The sequence below is a fragment of the Microbulbifer maximicatervae (SeqCode) genome (assembly GCF_052467695.1).
Map to the genome: position 1 here is coordinate 153,005 of NZ_CP174320.1, position 14,540 is coordinate 167,544.

A 14,540-nucleotide genomic window follows, 5' to 3' on the forward strand; every position below is an offset into this window, starting at 1 on the left:
CTATTTCCCCGATTTTGGAGAAACAAGTCCAGCAAGAGAGATGCACATAAACCTAAAGCACGTCACGGGCAGCTGCTAGGTTAGTGAGAAATAATGCTTGTTCTAAAATAAGCGCAAAAATAAAGGGCCATGCTAATGCATAACCCTTAAATAAAACCCTATGCGGAATACCAGGGTAAAAATTAATAAAAACCTTTACAGATCTTATCGGTTACACAGGTACCGGTGTAAGTCCAGGTAACTGCATTGCTAGTGATCTTGGGAGTCGCGATGAGAGTCAAGCCGCCCTGGCCAGCGCTACCAGTCAAGGTTAAAACGCCTGTGGCAGCTGTAATTACCGCTGTTTTAATATTGTCGTCTACCTCTAAGGTAGCTGCAGTAGGAACACCAGAGGCGGAGCTAATATCCTTTATATCGGCAACCTCACCGGTTTGTACTGCTACGCCCACCGCAGTCGTGTAAGCGCCAACTGCAGTAGTCATGGCTACTCCTCGAGCTGACTTCTGGTAGTTCTCGTAAGCAGGCAGCGCCACGGCAGCCAAAATACCAATGATCGCTACTACGATCATCAATTCAATAAGAGTAAAACCCTGTTGCTTTTTCATTGTAACCGTCTCCATACAGACTTAAGTAAATATGAGTTCCGTGAGGAAATATATCCTGTGAGGAAATCGCAGAATACGATACAAGGTTTGTGCCAATTCTTGCAAGCTACCGGTGGCCCTGGCCTTTGCGATTGAGAAGTTAATCACTCCACGAATCACGCCAGTACTCGAAGTGAACACTATATGACACTACTGATCCAAGAGTGACAAAAATTGTCACTATGAATTTCCCCCAAGGTTGTGAGCCGCACACAATATATCTGATTTGGCTCACTTCGGCTAATTCGCTATATTGGCTCAGACTACGCCCTCAGCAATGGTTCAGCTCAGCTCCAGAAAAGAAAACATGTAGGCGTAAACTCTGCAATAACACTATGTGGCATCCCAATCCATGACTACTTCCCCCCTTAGCGGTTTGGCAAAGCGCTTGGTTGCAGACCAAGTGCTCGACGAAACCACAGCAATCTCGGCACTCAAAGCCGCTCGTAGAGAAAACCAGACTTATGCCCAACATATTGTCGAGGCCAAACTGGTCTCAGCAAAAGAGCTTGCCAGCATCGCCTCCCTTGCGTTTGGTACACCCCTCTTAGAACTGGGAAGCTATAACTTTGAGCTAATCCCCAGAGACGTTATTGATGAAAAACTGATCAGCAAACATTTTACACTCCCCCTCTACAAGCGTGGTAGCCGCCTCTTTGTTGCCGTAGCAGACCCCACCAATCTCGCCGCTTTAGATGAAATCAACTTTAACACTGGCCTAAACACCGATGCAGTTCTAGTTGAAGCCGATAAGCTTGGGAAAGCTATCGAAAGCTACCTCTCCCAAAACGACAACATAGGTGCCGGGCTCGAGGGTGTTGACGATGAAGAGTTGGACGGGCTAAATATCGACGACAGTGAACCGGATACCGACAATGACAATGAGCCAGGAGGAGATGAAGCGCCAGTTGTACGATTCGTGAACAAAGTACTACTGGACGCGATTCGAACCGGTGCCTCTGATATTCACTTTGAACCTTATGAGAAATCTTACCGAGTACGCTTCCGAACTGACGGTGTACTACATGAAGTTGCCAAGCCCCCTATCCAATTAGCCAGCCGCCTCTCCGCTCGCCTAAAAGTTATGTCCAGGATGGATATCTCTGAGAAGCGCGTCCCCCAAGATGGCCGCATTAAGATGAAGCTTTCCAAAACCAAAGCCATCGACTTTCGTGTTAACAGCCTGCCCACTCTTTGGGGTGAGAAAATTGTATTGCGAATTCTCGACCCTTCTTCCGCCAAACTGGGGATTGATGCTCTTGGCTATGAAGATGAGCAAAAAAGAATCTATATGGATGCCTTAGCTCAGCCCCAAGGTATGATCTTGGTTACTGGCCCTACAGGCTCAGGCAAAACGGTATCACTCTACACCGGCCTGAACATCCTCAATACACCAGAACGCAACATTTCTACTGCCGAAGATCCGGTGGAGATTAATTTAGAGGGAATAAACCAAGTTAACGTTTCCGCTAAAGTGGGCCTTAACTTTGCCGAAGCCCTTCGCTCATTTTTACGCCAGGACCCTGATATCGTTATGGTGGGGGAGATCAGGGATTTGGAGACTGCTGAAATTGCTATTAAAGCAGCTCAGACTGGACACTTGGTACTTTCAACGCTACACACCAACTCTGCACCTGAAACCCTAACTCGCCTAATGAATATGGGTGTACCCACTTTTAATATCGCGACCTCTGTGAGTGTCATTATTGCCCAGCGCTTAGCGAGAAGATTATGCAATGAATGCAAAAAGCCAGCCTCTCTACCGCAGGAAGTACTTGATGCAGAGGGCTTTTCAGCAGTTACAATCCCACAAACTGAATGGGCTATCTTTCAGCCCGTAGGCTGTGAGCACTGCTCAAAAGGCTATAAGGGGCGGGTGGGCGTGTATGAAGTGGTTCGCATTACTGATGGTATCTCCAGAATTATAATGGAAGGAGGTAACTCCATTCAAATTGCAGACCAGGCAAGAGAAGAGGGCTTTAATAACTTGAGAGTTTCTGCCCTACGAAAAGTTGTAATGGGTGTTACCAGCCTTGAAGAAGCCAATAGGGTAACTAAAGATTAACATCTACCTAACTGGCAGGATTTTGGCTTCGCATGAAGAATACAAAGGCAGTAGAAGAAATCTGTACGCATCTTAAAAGTTGAGCTTTATGCTCCCATACATCGTTAGAAACCAATTGAAAGAATGAAGAGTCGGATCTTGTAAGTTTAGCAACTGTATGCAAGAGACAGAGAGCAGGAAGAGCATTTATGGCTAATGCCACAGCAGTTGAATATATCTATAAAGGTGTAGATAGCAAAGGCACCAAGGTTCAAGGGGAAATCAGCGGTACTAGCCCAGCCCTAGTCAAGGCCCAGCTGCGTAAGCAGGGAATTATTGCGAACCGTGTTCAAAAAAAACCCAAGCCTCTCTTTGGAGGAGGGAAAAAGAAAGTCAAACCCGCTGATATCGCGTTATTTACTCGTCAGATGGCTACCATGATGAAGGCCGGAGTACCTCTGGTACAAAGCTTTGAAATTGTTGCCGACGGTTTGGATAACCAAGGGGTCAAGGAGCTAATCTTTAAAATACGCGATGAAGTTGCATCAGGCACCCCATTTGCTGATGCACTTCGTAAACACCCTCTCTATTTTGATGATTTGTTTTGCAACCTGGTTGCATCAGGTGAGCAATCTGGCGCACTTGAAACCATGCTTGACAGGATTGCTACCTATAAGGAGAAAACAGAATCCTTAAAGGCAAAAATCAAGAAGGCGATGACATATCCCATTGCGGTTATCATAGTTGCTATTATTGTAACATCCATTTTGCTAATCAAAGTAGTTCCCCAGTTTGCTTCAACATTTGCCGGTTTTGGAGCAGACCTGCCCGCATTTACACAACTTGTAGTCCGCATGTCAGACTGGATGCAGGATTATTGGTTTATTGCGCTTATTATTACAATTCTCACCATTGGCGGCATTATAGAGGCCAAAAAACGCAATAGAACGGTAGCAGACTTTTTTGACAGGCTAATTTTAAAATTACCAATTTTGGGACAAATTACATATAACTCTATTGCAGCACGCTTTGCTCGCACACTTTCCACAACCTTTGCTGCAGGTGTACCTCTAATTGATGCCCTGAAATCTGTTGCTGGAGCCACAGGCAACAGTGTCTACACTGATGCAACATTAAAGATTAGAGATTCTGTTGCCACTGGTATCCCACTAAATACTGCACTTCGAACATCAGGAGTTTTTCCCACAATGCTGGTGCAAATGACAGCTATCGGTGAAGAATCTGGTGCCCTGGATGAAATGCTAGGTAAAGCCGCAGACTACTACGAGGAGGCTGTCGACAATATGGTCGACAACCTCACTACATTGTTGGAGCCGTTAATTATGGCAGTACTTGGCGTTTTAGTCGGCGGCCTAATGATCGCCATGTACCTACCTATTTTCCAGCTAGGTCAAGTTGTTTAAGACAGATGATTGAAACCCTAACCTTTTACCCGGCGCTGCTCATAGGCAGCGCCTTTATTTTGGGCCTACTTATAGGCAGCTTCTTAAACGTCGTGATCCTGCGCCTCCCCGTGATGATGGAGCGGGAATATAAGCGGGACTTCTATAGTTACTTTGATAAAAGGCCTCCTAGCGAGGAGCAGAAAGAGTTAGAAAAGCCTTTTAATCTGGTACTCCCACACTCCCACTGCCCCAAATGCCATGTTGAGATCAAAGCCTGGCAAAATATCCCCATTGTTAGCTACCTATTTCTTCGTGGTAAGTGCGGTTCCTGTGACACCTCCATTTCCAAACGTTACCCAATGGTGGAACTGATTACCGGCATTTTGACCGCTATCGTTGTCTGGCAATTGGGCTTCACCTGGCAGGCACTGGCTGGATGCTTTTTTACCTGGGCCTTGGTCGCCTTAACAGGTATCGATTTTGACAAGCAACTGCTTCCAGACAGTATTACCCTGCCGCTACTCTGGGCCGGTTTAATCATCAATATTTGGGGAGTGTTTGCTTCTCTGCAGGACGCAGTAATCGGTGCTATTGCCGGCTACCTATCTCTTTGGCTGGTGTTCCACATCTTTAAGATTGTTACCGGCAAAGAAGGTATGGGGGCTGGTGACTTTAAAATCCTGGCAGCTATCGGAGCTTGGTTTGGCTGGCAGGTGCTACCGATGGTCATCCTACTTTCTGCCGTCGTAGGGGCTATCGCGGGAATATCCTGGAGCATTGCCGTAGGACGGGACCGAAACCTGCCCATCGCTTTTGGTCCCTATCTCGCTGGTGCCGGCTGGATCGCTATGCTTTGGGAGGATCACATTATGAACTGGTATTTCAATATCTCTGGACTTACCGGTTAAGCCGCCAGCTACCTACTCTCCATCCAATTGCATTACCATAACCCCGGGCAGCTATCTGGCCGGGGTTTTTATTTATACCGCAACCTATTTATTCTTGGGGAGGGCAGCCATTGTTTACCGTAGGTTTAACCGGCGGGATCGGTAGCGGAAAGTCAGCAGCCGCTGGGTATTTCCGTGACCTGGGCATTAATGTAGTAGATGCAGACTGGGCAGCAAGGGTCGTGGTACAACCGGGAAAGCCCGCTCTGGAACAGATAGCCCGTCACTTCGGAGCCGATGTCTTACTGGAAAATGGTGAGTTAAACCGGGGCAAACTACGCACACTGATATTTGACAATCCAAGTGAGCGGCAATGGCTGGAGAGTCTATTACACCCACTGATAAGAGAGGAGATAATTTCCTCACTAAATGCAAGTCAGGGGCCCTACGCAATATTGGAATCCCCCCTCCTGATTGAGTCAGGCCAATATGAGCTCGTTAACAGGATTTGTGTAGTCGATCTACCCGAGGCTTTGCAGCTTGAGCGCGCCAGCACGCGCGATAACAGCCAGCAGGAACAGATTCGCAAAATCATGACGACCCAACTGACAAGGGAGAAAAGACTAGAGAAGGCGGATGATGTGCTGGATAACGCTAGTGACTTAGCCTCACTCAAAGCTCAAATAGAGCAGCTCCACCGGGAATACTTACGGATTGCTCGGTTGGAACAATCGAGCTAAGTTAATTAGAGTACAATTCCGATTCAGATCACTTTAGAGCCCAAGCTAACTTATGCCTAAATCCAGCGTAACGCCGACACTCAACTGCCCTACCTGCAAAAAGCCCATTGAATGGAGCGATAAGTTTCCCTTCAAACCTTTTTGTAGCGAACGTTGCAAGCTGATTGATCTCGGCGAATGGGCTAGTGAGGGACACAAGATTCCCGGGGAGTCAGTGTATGATGATGTGCTGAGTGATGTGCTGAGTGATGACCTGGACCCGAACAAGCCCCGCCATTAAGGCCATCCAACTCACTTGAACAGCTGCCTGCAAGCAGCTGTTCAAGATGAAGCTTAGGAGAAACTCCCTTTTACCGCTTCAATAATCGCTTGATTGGCGTCGGGGAAGTGGAAGTTGTCCAGCTCCCCAGCAGATACCCACTTGATTTCCTGCTGCTCTCGCCCGAGGGCCTCACCCGTAAACCGCGTTACCTGCCAGGTATCCAGCAACACGGTTTTTTCAGGGTAATCGTGACGAATTTCCACCAGCGGCTGCAACTCCTGTACTTCAATGGCCACTTCTTCAAGTAGCTCCCTATAGAGCGCCTCCTGCACAGACTCACCAGCTTCCACCTTGCCACCGGGAAATTCCCAGCGCCCTCCCATATGCAAATGGTCGGGACGGCGGGCAATCAGGATCTTGCCATCCCCTCGGGTTACTACACCGACAGCAACATGGACAACCTTACTCACTCTACTACCTCAAGTCCGATATTCTGCGTTGATGGTGACATACTCGTGAGAGAAGTCACAGGTCCAGATGTGCTCACTGCTGGCACCTCGACCCAGCTCAATACGGATTGTAAATTCAGGTTTTGAAAATACCTGCTCTCCAGCCTGCTCTTGATATCCAGATGCGCGCCCACCGGCACTTACCACCTGTACATCATCGAGGAAAATTTCCACCTTATCGGTGTCTAATTCGCCTTGGATAGCATTGCCGATCGCCATAATCAGCCGACCCCAGTTGGGGTCTGAGGCATAAAGTGCAGTTTTCACCAGCGGAGAATCACCGACTTCAAAAGCTACCGTCAAGGCCTCTTCACTGCTGAGCGCGCCATCCACTTGTACGGTAACAAACTTGGTCGCCCCCTCACCGTCCCTAACAATAGCCTGGGCCAGCTCTATATGTATTTCCGAAATTGCCCTATACAGCTCCAGGTAGCCAGTGCTCTCACAGCTGCTGATCATCTCCCCCCGCGCACCTGTGGCCATCAAAACACAAGCATCATTCGTCGAGGTATCTCCATCTACGCTAATTCGATTAAATGAAGCCGCGACAACTTCGCGCACCATTTGATCTAGCAGGGGCTGCATCACACCGGCATCAGTGGCGACATAGGCGAGCATGGTAGCCATATTCGGCTGGATCATGCCGGAACCTTTGGCTATACCAACAACGGTGATCTCTTCACCATTAATCATTAACTTGCGGCTCGCAATCTTTGGCCGGGTGTCCGTAGTCATAATGGACTCGGCCGCCAACTCCCATCCGGCGGGATCAAGCTGTCCAACAGACCCTGGGATAGCAGTGAGTAACCTCTCCATCGGCAAGTGCTCACCAATGACACCAGTACTAAAAGGCAATACTTGTTCAGCAGAAATCTTCAGTGCATCTGCCACCGCCTCACAAGTAGCCCGGGCATCCGCCAGCCCCCTTACCCCAGTAGCAGCATTGGCATTGCCGGCATTAACCACCAGGGCTCGCACTTCTCCTTTGGCGATATGCTCTTTGGCAACCGTTACTGGCGCCGCACAAAAAGTATTCTGTGTAAAAGTGGCTGCAACTGAAGTTCCTTCAGCAAGCTCAACCAACAACAGGTCATTGCGTTCCCAGTCTTTGATCCTGGCGGGTACACTGGAGAGTCGAACCCCTTCGACAACGGGTATGGATAATTCAGGCATAAGAATAATGACTTTGGGCTATCACAGCTGCAGGTAAACCTAGACCCCAGTTCACCCAAACGGAATAGCGGAAATAAATGAGCGGCCGACATTATCAAAGCCGAACTTCAGTAAGGCAAGCCAAAAATAAACTTATCTGCGGAATGGGAATTTTTTTCCGCAGATAATTCTTTTACCGGTTAAAAAAATACCCCGCTAAGCGGGGCACTTTCTGAATTCAAGCAGTAGAGAATTAGCTCTGGGTAGAGGAAGCCAGCTTGCCGTGACACTGCTTGTACTTTTTCCCGGAACCACAGGGGCAGGGATCATTACGCCCGACTTTAGGACCGCGACGCTCCGGTGCCGGGGCAGCCGGCTGCTGCTCCTTGGACTCACTTTCTGGAAGCGCCGAAGCTTGAGCGTGTTGCAGCTCAAGCTGCTGCCTGCGCTGCTCTTCCAGGCGACGCTGCTCCATCTCTTCCGCTTGCTCACGAGTCATCGGCTCTACGTGGGCAAGAATACGCACCACTTCATGCTTGAGGTTCTCCAGCATGCTCTGGAACAGGTGGAAAGACTCGCGCTTGAATTCCTGCTTGGGGTTTTTGTTGGCGTAAGCCCGCAAACCAATACCCGCACGCAAGTGGTCCATGCTGGAAAGGTGCTCCTTCCACAACTGATCCAATACTTGCAGCATAATCTGACGCTCGATAGTCGGCATCAGATTGGCATCACCGGAAGATTCACCAATACGGGAAACTTTTGCAGCATAGGCTTCCTGCGCGGCGACAGTAATCTTTTTCCGCAGGCTCTCTTCGTGCAGAGTGCGATCTTCATCGAGCCACTGCTGAACCGGCAACTGGATACCCAATTCGCCAGAGAGCTGCTGCTCCAGGGCTGGAATATCCCACTGTTCTTCCACGCTCTGGGGGGGGATAGAACCGGAGACAATGCCGTCAACCACATCTTCGCGAATGGCAGAGATGGTATCACTGATAACCTCAGCTTCTAGCAGCTCATTGCGCTGGCCGTAAATCACCTGGCGCTGGTCATTGGCCACGTCATCGTATTCCAACAACTGCTTGCGAATATCAAAGTTGCGGCCTTCAACACGGCGCTGGGCTTTTTCGATAGCGTTGGAAACCATGCGGTGCTCAATCGCCTCACCGCGCTCCATTCCCAGCATCTGCATAAAATTCTTCACCCGGTCGGAGGCGAAGATGCGCATAAGGTTATCTTCCAGGGATAAGTAAAAACGAGTAACACCCGGGTCACCCTGACGTCCTGCACGGCCTCGCAGCTGGTTATCAATACGGCGGGACTCATGGCGCTCAGTACCGATAATATGCAGACCGCCCGCAGCGATCACCTGCTCGTGGCGCTTATTCCAATCTTCCTTGACTTGTGCGAGCTCCGCTTCGGTCAGCTCACTACCCTTCTCCTGGGCCAGGGCTGCCGCTTCAGCCTCCCAATTACCGCCGAGAACAATGTCGGTACCGCGACCAGCCATATTGGTAGCGATAGTCACTGCACCCGGGCGACCCGCCTGGGCGATAATCTGTGCTTCGCGCTCGTGGTATTTCGCGTTGAGAACCTGGTGCTTAATTCCCGCCTTTTGCAACTTGCGGGACATTTCTTCAGAGGTTTCGATAGAAGCGGTACCTACAAGGATTGGAGCCTGCTTTTCGCGACAGTGCTTCACATCCTCAATAATCGCTTCCATCTTCTCTTCCTGGCTTAGGTAAACCAGGTCATTGAGATCTTCACGTTGAATTTGCTTATTGGTGGGGATCACCACCACGTCCAGGCCATAAATTTGCTGGAATTCAAACGCTTCTGTATCCGCTGTACCGGTCATTCCCGCAAGTTTGGGGTAGAAGCGGAACAGGTTCTGGAATGTTGTAGAAGCGAGGGTCTGGCTCTCACTCTGAATCTGCACACTCTCTTTTGCTTCCAGCGCCTGGTGCAGGCCTTCGGAGAGACGGCGACCCGGCATGGTCCGGCCGGTGTGCTCATCAATTAACACCACCTGGCCATTCTGCACGATGTAATCCACATCGCGATTAAACAGTACATGCGCGCGCAGGGCGGCGTGCACGTGGTGCAACAGGCCCAGGTTCCCTGGGGCGTAAAGGGACTGGTCTTCCTTCATCAACCCGCTGCGTGACAACAGGTCTTCGATCAACAAGTGGCCCTGTTCCGTCAGCTCAACCTGGCGAGTCTTTTCATCAACGGTGTAGTGCCCCTCCCCACCTTCTTCGGCACGCTCCAGCTGGGGAACCAACTTATTCATTGCCATATAAAGGTGGGACGAGTCTTCGGCGGCTCCAGAAATGATTAGCGGAGTACGCGCCTCATCGATCAGGATGGAATCCACCTCATCGACAATAGCGAAGTTCTGAGGGCGCTGGGTACGGTCCTCTTTGCGCAACACCATGTTGTCACGCAGGTAATCAAAACCGAATTCGTTATTAGTGCCGTAAGTAATGTCAGCCTCATAGGCCGCTTTCTTTTCTTCCGGTGGCTGCTGGGAAACAATAACTCCCACTGTCATGCCCAGGAATTCATACACCGGGCGCATCCAATTGGCATCCCGCGAAGCAAGGTAATCGTTCACCGTAACAATATGAACGCCCTTACCTTCAAGTGCATTCAGATAGGCCGGCAGGGTTGCAACCAGGGTTTTACCTTCACCGGTACGCATTTCTGCAATACGTCCTTCATGCAGGGTCATCCCGCCGATCAGCTGAACATCGAAGTGGCGCATGCCCATGGCCCGGCGACCCGCTTCACGCACCGCCGCAAACGCCTCAGGCAGGATTTGATCGAGTTTTTCCCCGTCAGCGAGTCGCTGCCTAAACTCATCCGTTTTAGCCTGCAGGCCTGCATCGTCAAGCTTCTGGAAATCCTCTTCCAAAGCGTTGATCTTTCCCACGACGCGTCGCATGCGCTTCAGCTCGCGGTCATTTTTTGAACCAAAGACCGATTTAATCAGTTTGCCAATCATTATCTAGAAACCACTTATCTTATTTGCGCTGTCGGCGCTAATATCGGGCAGATCGATGCACCGACGCTCCTTTATGCGAGGGGTGCAAGTAAACAGGAAGGCGCAAGCGCTGGCAACTCTTATGCCAAGCTACCAACAATTACGCGTAAAGGAAGGATAGTTCTTATCTGCCTGTGCGGCGGATATAGCTAGCAGGATCAACCGTGCGGTTGTTCTTATATATCTCAAAGTGAACATGGGGCCCGGTAGAACGGCCACTGGAACCCATCAGGGCAATAATTTGCCCTCTCTTGACCACGTCACCCAATCCCACTTTCAGCTCACTATTGTGCCCATAGCGGGTTGAATAACCATTGCCGTGATTAATTTCTACCAACTGACCATAGCCATGGCGCTCATCAGCCCAGGTGACAACACCTGCGGCTACCGAAACAACATCGGAGCCCATCTTGCCAGCAAAATCCACACCCTTGTGCCAGGTCCTACGGCCAGTGAATGGATCGGTGCGATAACCATAACGGGAAGACATCCATCCCTTGCTGATCGGGCGGCCCGCCAAAAACTGCTCGTCCTCAAGTTTGAGGTTGGCCATCAGGGATTCGAGTGTGTTCAGCTGCATCTGGCGATCTTCAATCTGATGAGAGAGATCTCCAATAACATCCAGGAATTCCGGTGGCTGATACGGCAACTCCGATGCACCTGCGATTCCGGGGTCTTCCGGCCCACCAATAGCAGGTGCACTGCCAAACTCAAACTCTCCTTCATCGAGATTGGCAACAGAGGTTAAACGCTCACCCAGTGCATCAAGGCGAGTTAAACGTGCCTGCAACTCCGCAAGCTTAACGGTAAGAGCTGCCAGCTGCTCCCGCGCCTCTCTATCTGCTTCAGCAATTTCTTCCTGCTGTTTGCGCAGTGCGCGACTCCAGGCCTTGGCCGTTCGGGAATCAAATAGGTCAGTTTTAGTAACCGGTAAATTCGCCCCCAGCAGAAATGCACCCACAGGGAGGCTCAGCAAGCACAACCCCAACAGGGCTTTGCTCAAACTGCCAAAATTAAAGCTGCGAGTCGCACCGCGCTCATTAACCAGGATTACTTTCATAGGAGCTGTGAGAAGTTCGACATTTTTAATTTTCGTTAGTCCCCAGCTCACAAGCCGAGGTGCCAAACCAATAAGGATACCAAAAATCTATAGGCTTTCTCTGTGAAACAATCATACAAAAAAGCCGGCACTATAATGCCGGCTTCTTGCGAAAGTATCAAACTGCCAAAATAGGTTTGATATAAGAGATCGGTGCTTCTTCCTGCTCACCTTCAAAGGTGACCATTTCCCAAGCATCCTCCTGAGCCATCAGGTTGCGAAGGGATTTATTGTTCAACGCATGGCCAGACTTAAATGCCTTGAACTCACCAATCAGGCTAGTCCCCAGAAGATAGAGATCGCCAATCGCATCCAGAATTTTATGTTTCACAAATTCGTCTTCATAACGCAACCCGCCTTCATTCAGAATGCGGTACTGATCAATCACAATTGCGTTATCAACGGAACCGCCCTGAACCAGGCCCTTGGAGCGCAGGTACTCGATTTCGTGCATAAAGCCAAAGGTACGGGCGCGACTCACTTCCTTCACAAAGGAGGTACTGGAGAAGTCCACGGATGAACTCAGGTTACGCCCCTGGAAAACCGGGTGGTCAAAGTCGATTGTGAAGGACACTTTAAAGCCATTAAAAGGCAAGAAGCTGGCAACCTTATCGCCATCCTCTACAGTTACTGGCTTCTTGATTCGCAGGAATTTCTTCGGAGCTGCTTGCTCTTGGATACCTGCAGATTGAATTAGAAATACAAATGGGCCGGCACTGCCATCCATAATGGGCACTTCTTGCGCGGATAACTCGACAACCGCGTTATCAATGCCAAGGCCCGCCATTGCCGAGAGCAGGTGCTCTACCGTAGCAATGCGAACATCACCCTTTTCCAGGGTGGTTGAAAGGAGAGTGTCGCCGACATTTTCCGCACGAGCCTCGATTTCAACTACCGGGTCCAAATCGGTTCTACGGAACACGATACCGGTGTCTACGGGCGCTGGTTTAAGGGTAAGTACAACTTTCTTGCCAGTGTGCAGACCTACGCCAGTGGCGCGAATAGCATTCTTAAGCGTGCGCTGTTTGATCATGAAACTATCTTTTCCCCGTCGGTGGACTACGCCCCTAAGGCGCAGCAAGCCATCGATACTAGCACAATTGCGACGCCAATACCAATTCTGGGCGAGTGGTCACCACAACTGTGCACCACCTACCTATATGAGGATAGATCAAGCAAAGATTGCAGCGCCAACGCATGTCGCTATGACAGCATTCTAAGATCCTAAGCTCCGCAAGCGCTGTTAATAATTGTTAATTATTTTAGATAGTTATTGCGACTCACCAGTTCTGATCAAAATCTACACAAACGGGGCAAGGGCCCACCCATTCGACAAGGTAGACCCGAGCAAAAGCCGCACCGCAGCGGCAATACCCAGCCGGAGCCGGGCAGACATGAGCGGTGTTCTGCCTCTGCGGTACCGTTTCCTAGTCTGCCTGACGGCGCAGGAAGGCTGGAATATCCAGGTACTCCATATCCGCATCAGCGGGATTCAGGGCAGGAGCCGGGCGCTTGGGGCGCTCCGCTTCAGCACGAGGGCGCGGATCAATGGCCTCGCGGCTTGCCAGTCCCGCAGAGCTGTGGCCAGCGTGAGCGCTGTGATTATCGCGAACCTCACGGGTTTCACGAACAGGCTCGCGAGGCTCTGGGCGGCGGGTATTATCCACCACCTTCGCCGGACGCGCTGCAGGAGTACCCTCGCCAAGACCTGCGGCCACAACGGTAACCCGCATCTCATCACCGAGCTTATCATCTACCGCTGTACCGATAACCACAGTAGCTTCATCGGAGGCGATTTCCTGGACAATCTCACCTACTTCAGAGTACTCACCCAGGGTCAGTTCCTGACAGCCCGCCTCTTCGCTACCGGTGATGATATTCACCAGGATACCGCGAGCACCTGCCAGGTTGACGTTATCCAGTAGCGGGCTTCGCACGGCTTTCTCAGCCGCTTCGCGCGCACGGTTTTCACCGACGGCAGAACCGGACCCCATCATCGCCATGCCCATTTCAGACATTACAGTGCGCACATCGGCGAAGTCCACGTTCATGATGCCCGGACGAATCATCAGGTCGGCAATGCCTTGTACAGCACCCAATAAAACGTTATCTGCCTCTTTGTAAGCAGATTTCATTGTGATCTTGCTACCGAGTACTTCCAGCAAACGATCGTTGGGGATAGTAATCAGAGAATCAACTTTATCGCGCAGCTCGAGGATACCCTCTTCAGCTACAACTGTGCGTTTGCGCCCTTCGATCTTAAATGGGCGAGTAACTACCGCAACGGTAAGGATGCCCAGTTCTTTTGCAATCTCAGCGACAATCGGCGCACCACCGGTACCGGTACCACCGCCCATACCGGCAGTGATGAATACCATATCCGCACCGGTTAATACCTCAGCAATGCGATCGCGATCTTCAAGTGCGGACTGACGGCCAATATCCGGGTTTGCCCCTGCGCCCAAACCGCGTGTAATTGTGTTACCCAGTTGCAGGATAGTGCGGGCCTCAACATCTTTGAGGGCCTGTGCATCTGTATTTGCACAGATAAAATCTACACCCTCAACATCATTGGCGATCATATGCTTAACAGCATTACCACCACCGCCGCCGACACCAATCACCTTGATGACAGGCTTATCCTGTACGCTATCAACTAGTTCGAACATTGCTGTTCCCCTTTCTTGCTCATGTCGAATTTTACAGCCATGCCTAAAAAAAATCCTTCACCGGATGGCTAAATCTGGTTGCACT

General features: G+C 50.3%; 12 protein-coding genes. 5 read left to right on the forward strand and 7 right to left on the reverse strand.

The features are described 5' to 3' along the window. Positions 1-182: 182 nt before the first annotated feature. Entirely contained in the window at positions 183-605 is a 423-nt protein-coding gene (locus ACJJI8_RS00670) for a pilin (protein WP_444933949.1), read from the reverse strand. A gap of 391 nt (positions 606-996) precedes the next feature. Between ACJJI8_RS00670 and pilB the strand changes: the two genes are divergently transcribed. The 5 genes from pilB to yacG all read left to right on the forward strand — a co-directional run bounded on the left by pilB (position 997) and on the right by yacG (position 6,001). Beyond that, complete coding sequence (gene pilB / locus ACJJI8_RS00675; protein WP_444933950.1) at positions 997-2,709, forward strand: type IV-A pilus assembly ATPase PilB; 1,713 nt, start codon at positions 997-999, stop codon at positions 2,707-2,709. 188 nt (positions 2,710-2,897) lie between these two features. Further along, a complete protein-coding gene (locus ACJJI8_RS00680; RefSeq protein WP_444933951.1) occupies positions 2,898-4,112 on the forward strand; it encodes a type II secretion system F family protein in 1,215 nt (404 codons plus the stop codon). 5 nt (positions 4,113-4,117) lie between these two features. After that, on the forward strand, positions 4,118-5,002 hold the full coding sequence (locus ACJJI8_RS00685) for a prepilin peptidase (RefSeq protein ID WP_444933952.1): 885 nt from the start codon (positions 4,118-4,120) through the stop codon (positions 5,000-5,002). Between the two features lie 110 nt (positions 5,003-5,112). Then, a complete protein-coding gene (gene coaE / locus ACJJI8_RS00690; RefSeq protein WP_444933953.1) occupies positions 5,113-5,721 on the forward strand; it encodes a dephospho-CoA kinase in 609 nt (202 codons plus the stop codon). Positions 5,722-5,773: 52 nt separating this feature from the next. After that, entirely contained in the window at positions 5,774-6,001 is a 228-nt protein-coding gene (gene yacG, locus ACJJI8_RS00695; protein WP_444933954.1) for a DNA gyrase inhibitor YacG, read from the forward strand. Positions 6,002-6,054: 53 nt separating this feature from the next. On the opposite strand, the gene mutT is transcribed toward yacG, so the two are convergent. From mutT to ftsZ, 6 genes are all read right to left on the reverse strand, one after another. After that, the gene (gene mutT / locus ACJJI8_RS00700) at positions 6,055-6,453 is read right to left on the reverse strand and encodes an 8-oxo-dGTP diphosphatase MutT (protein ID WP_444907511.1); all 399 of its coding nucleotides are present in this window, start codon (positions 6,451-6,453) and stop codon (positions 6,055-6,057) included. Between the two features lie 9 nt (positions 6,454-6,462). After that, complete coding sequence (gene argJ / locus ACJJI8_RS00705) at positions 6,463-7,665, reverse strand: bifunctional glutamate N-acetyltransferase/amino-acid acetyltransferase ArgJ (protein WP_444933955.1); 1,203 nt, start codon at positions 7,663-7,665, stop codon at positions 6,463-6,465. 232 nt (positions 7,666-7,897) lie between these two features. Continuing rightward, a complete protein-coding gene (secA, locus tag ACJJI8_RS00710) occupies positions 7,898-10,648 on the reverse strand; it encodes a preprotein translocase subunit SecA (protein WP_444933956.1) in 2,751 nt (916 codons plus the stop codon). A gap of 163 nt (positions 10,649-10,811) precedes the next feature. Next, on the reverse strand, positions 10,812-11,747 hold the full coding sequence (locus ACJJI8_RS00715) for a M23 family metallopeptidase (RefSeq protein ID WP_282933859.1): 936 nt from the start codon (positions 11,745-11,747) through the stop codon (positions 10,812-10,814). Positions 11,748-11,904: 157 nt separating this feature from the next. Beyond that, positions 11,905-12,819: a UDP-3-O-acyl-N-acetylglucosamine deacetylase gene (gene lpxC / locus ACJJI8_RS00720; RefSeq protein ID WP_282933860.1), complete on the reverse strand. Its 915-nt coding sequence runs from the start codon at positions 12,817-12,819 to the stop codon at positions 11,905-11,907. Positions 12,820-13,213: 394 nt separating this feature from the next. Next, complete coding sequence (gene ftsZ, locus ACJJI8_RS00725; protein ID WP_413663008.1) at positions 13,214-14,455, reverse strand: cell division protein FtsZ; 1,242 nt, start codon at positions 14,453-14,455, stop codon at positions 13,214-13,216. Positions 14,456-14,540 lie beyond the last annotated feature (85 nt).

What these genes read in the sequence shown, in the direction of transcription:
- ACJJI8_RS00670 (WP_444933949.1), bottom strand. Translation starts at nt 605, where the DNA reads ATGAAAAAGCAACAGGGTTTTACTCTTATTGAATTGATGATCGTAGTA.
- pilB (WP_444933950.1), top strand. Translation starts at nt 997, where the DNA reads ATGACTACTTCCCCCCTTAGCGGTTTGGCAAAGCGCTTGGTTGCAGAC.
- ACJJI8_RS00680 (WP_444933951.1), top strand. Translation starts at nt 2,898, where the DNA reads ATGGCTAATGCCACAGCAGTTGAATATATCTATAAAGGTGTAGATAGC.
- ACJJI8_RS00685 (WP_444933952.1), top strand. Translation starts at nt 4,118, where the DNA reads ATGATTGAAACCCTAACCTTTTACCCGGCGCTGCTCATAGGCAGCGCC.
- yacG (WP_444933954.1), top strand. Translation starts at nt 5,774, where the DNA reads ATGCCTAAATCCAGCGTAACGCCGACACTCAACTGCCCTACCTGCAAA.
- argJ (WP_444933955.1), bottom strand. Translation starts at nt 7,665, where the DNA reads ATGCCTGAATTATCCATACCCGTTGTCGAAGGGGTTCGACTCTCCAGT.
- secA (WP_444933956.1), bottom strand. Translation starts at nt 10,648, where the DNA reads ATGATTGGCAAACTGATTAAATCGGTCTTTGGTTCAAAAAATGACCGC.
- ACJJI8_RS00715 (WP_282933859.1), bottom strand. Translation starts at nt 11,747, where the DNA reads ATGAAAGTAATCCTGGTTAATGAGCGCGGTGCGACTCGCAGCTTTAAT.
- lpxC (WP_282933860.1), bottom strand. Translation starts at nt 12,819, where the DNA reads ATGATCAAACAGCGCACGCTTAAGAATGCTATTCGCGCCACTGGCGTA.
- ftsZ (WP_413663008.1), bottom strand. Translation starts at nt 14,455, where the DNA reads ATGTTCGAACTAGTTGATAGCGTACAGGATAAGCCTGTCATCAAGGTG.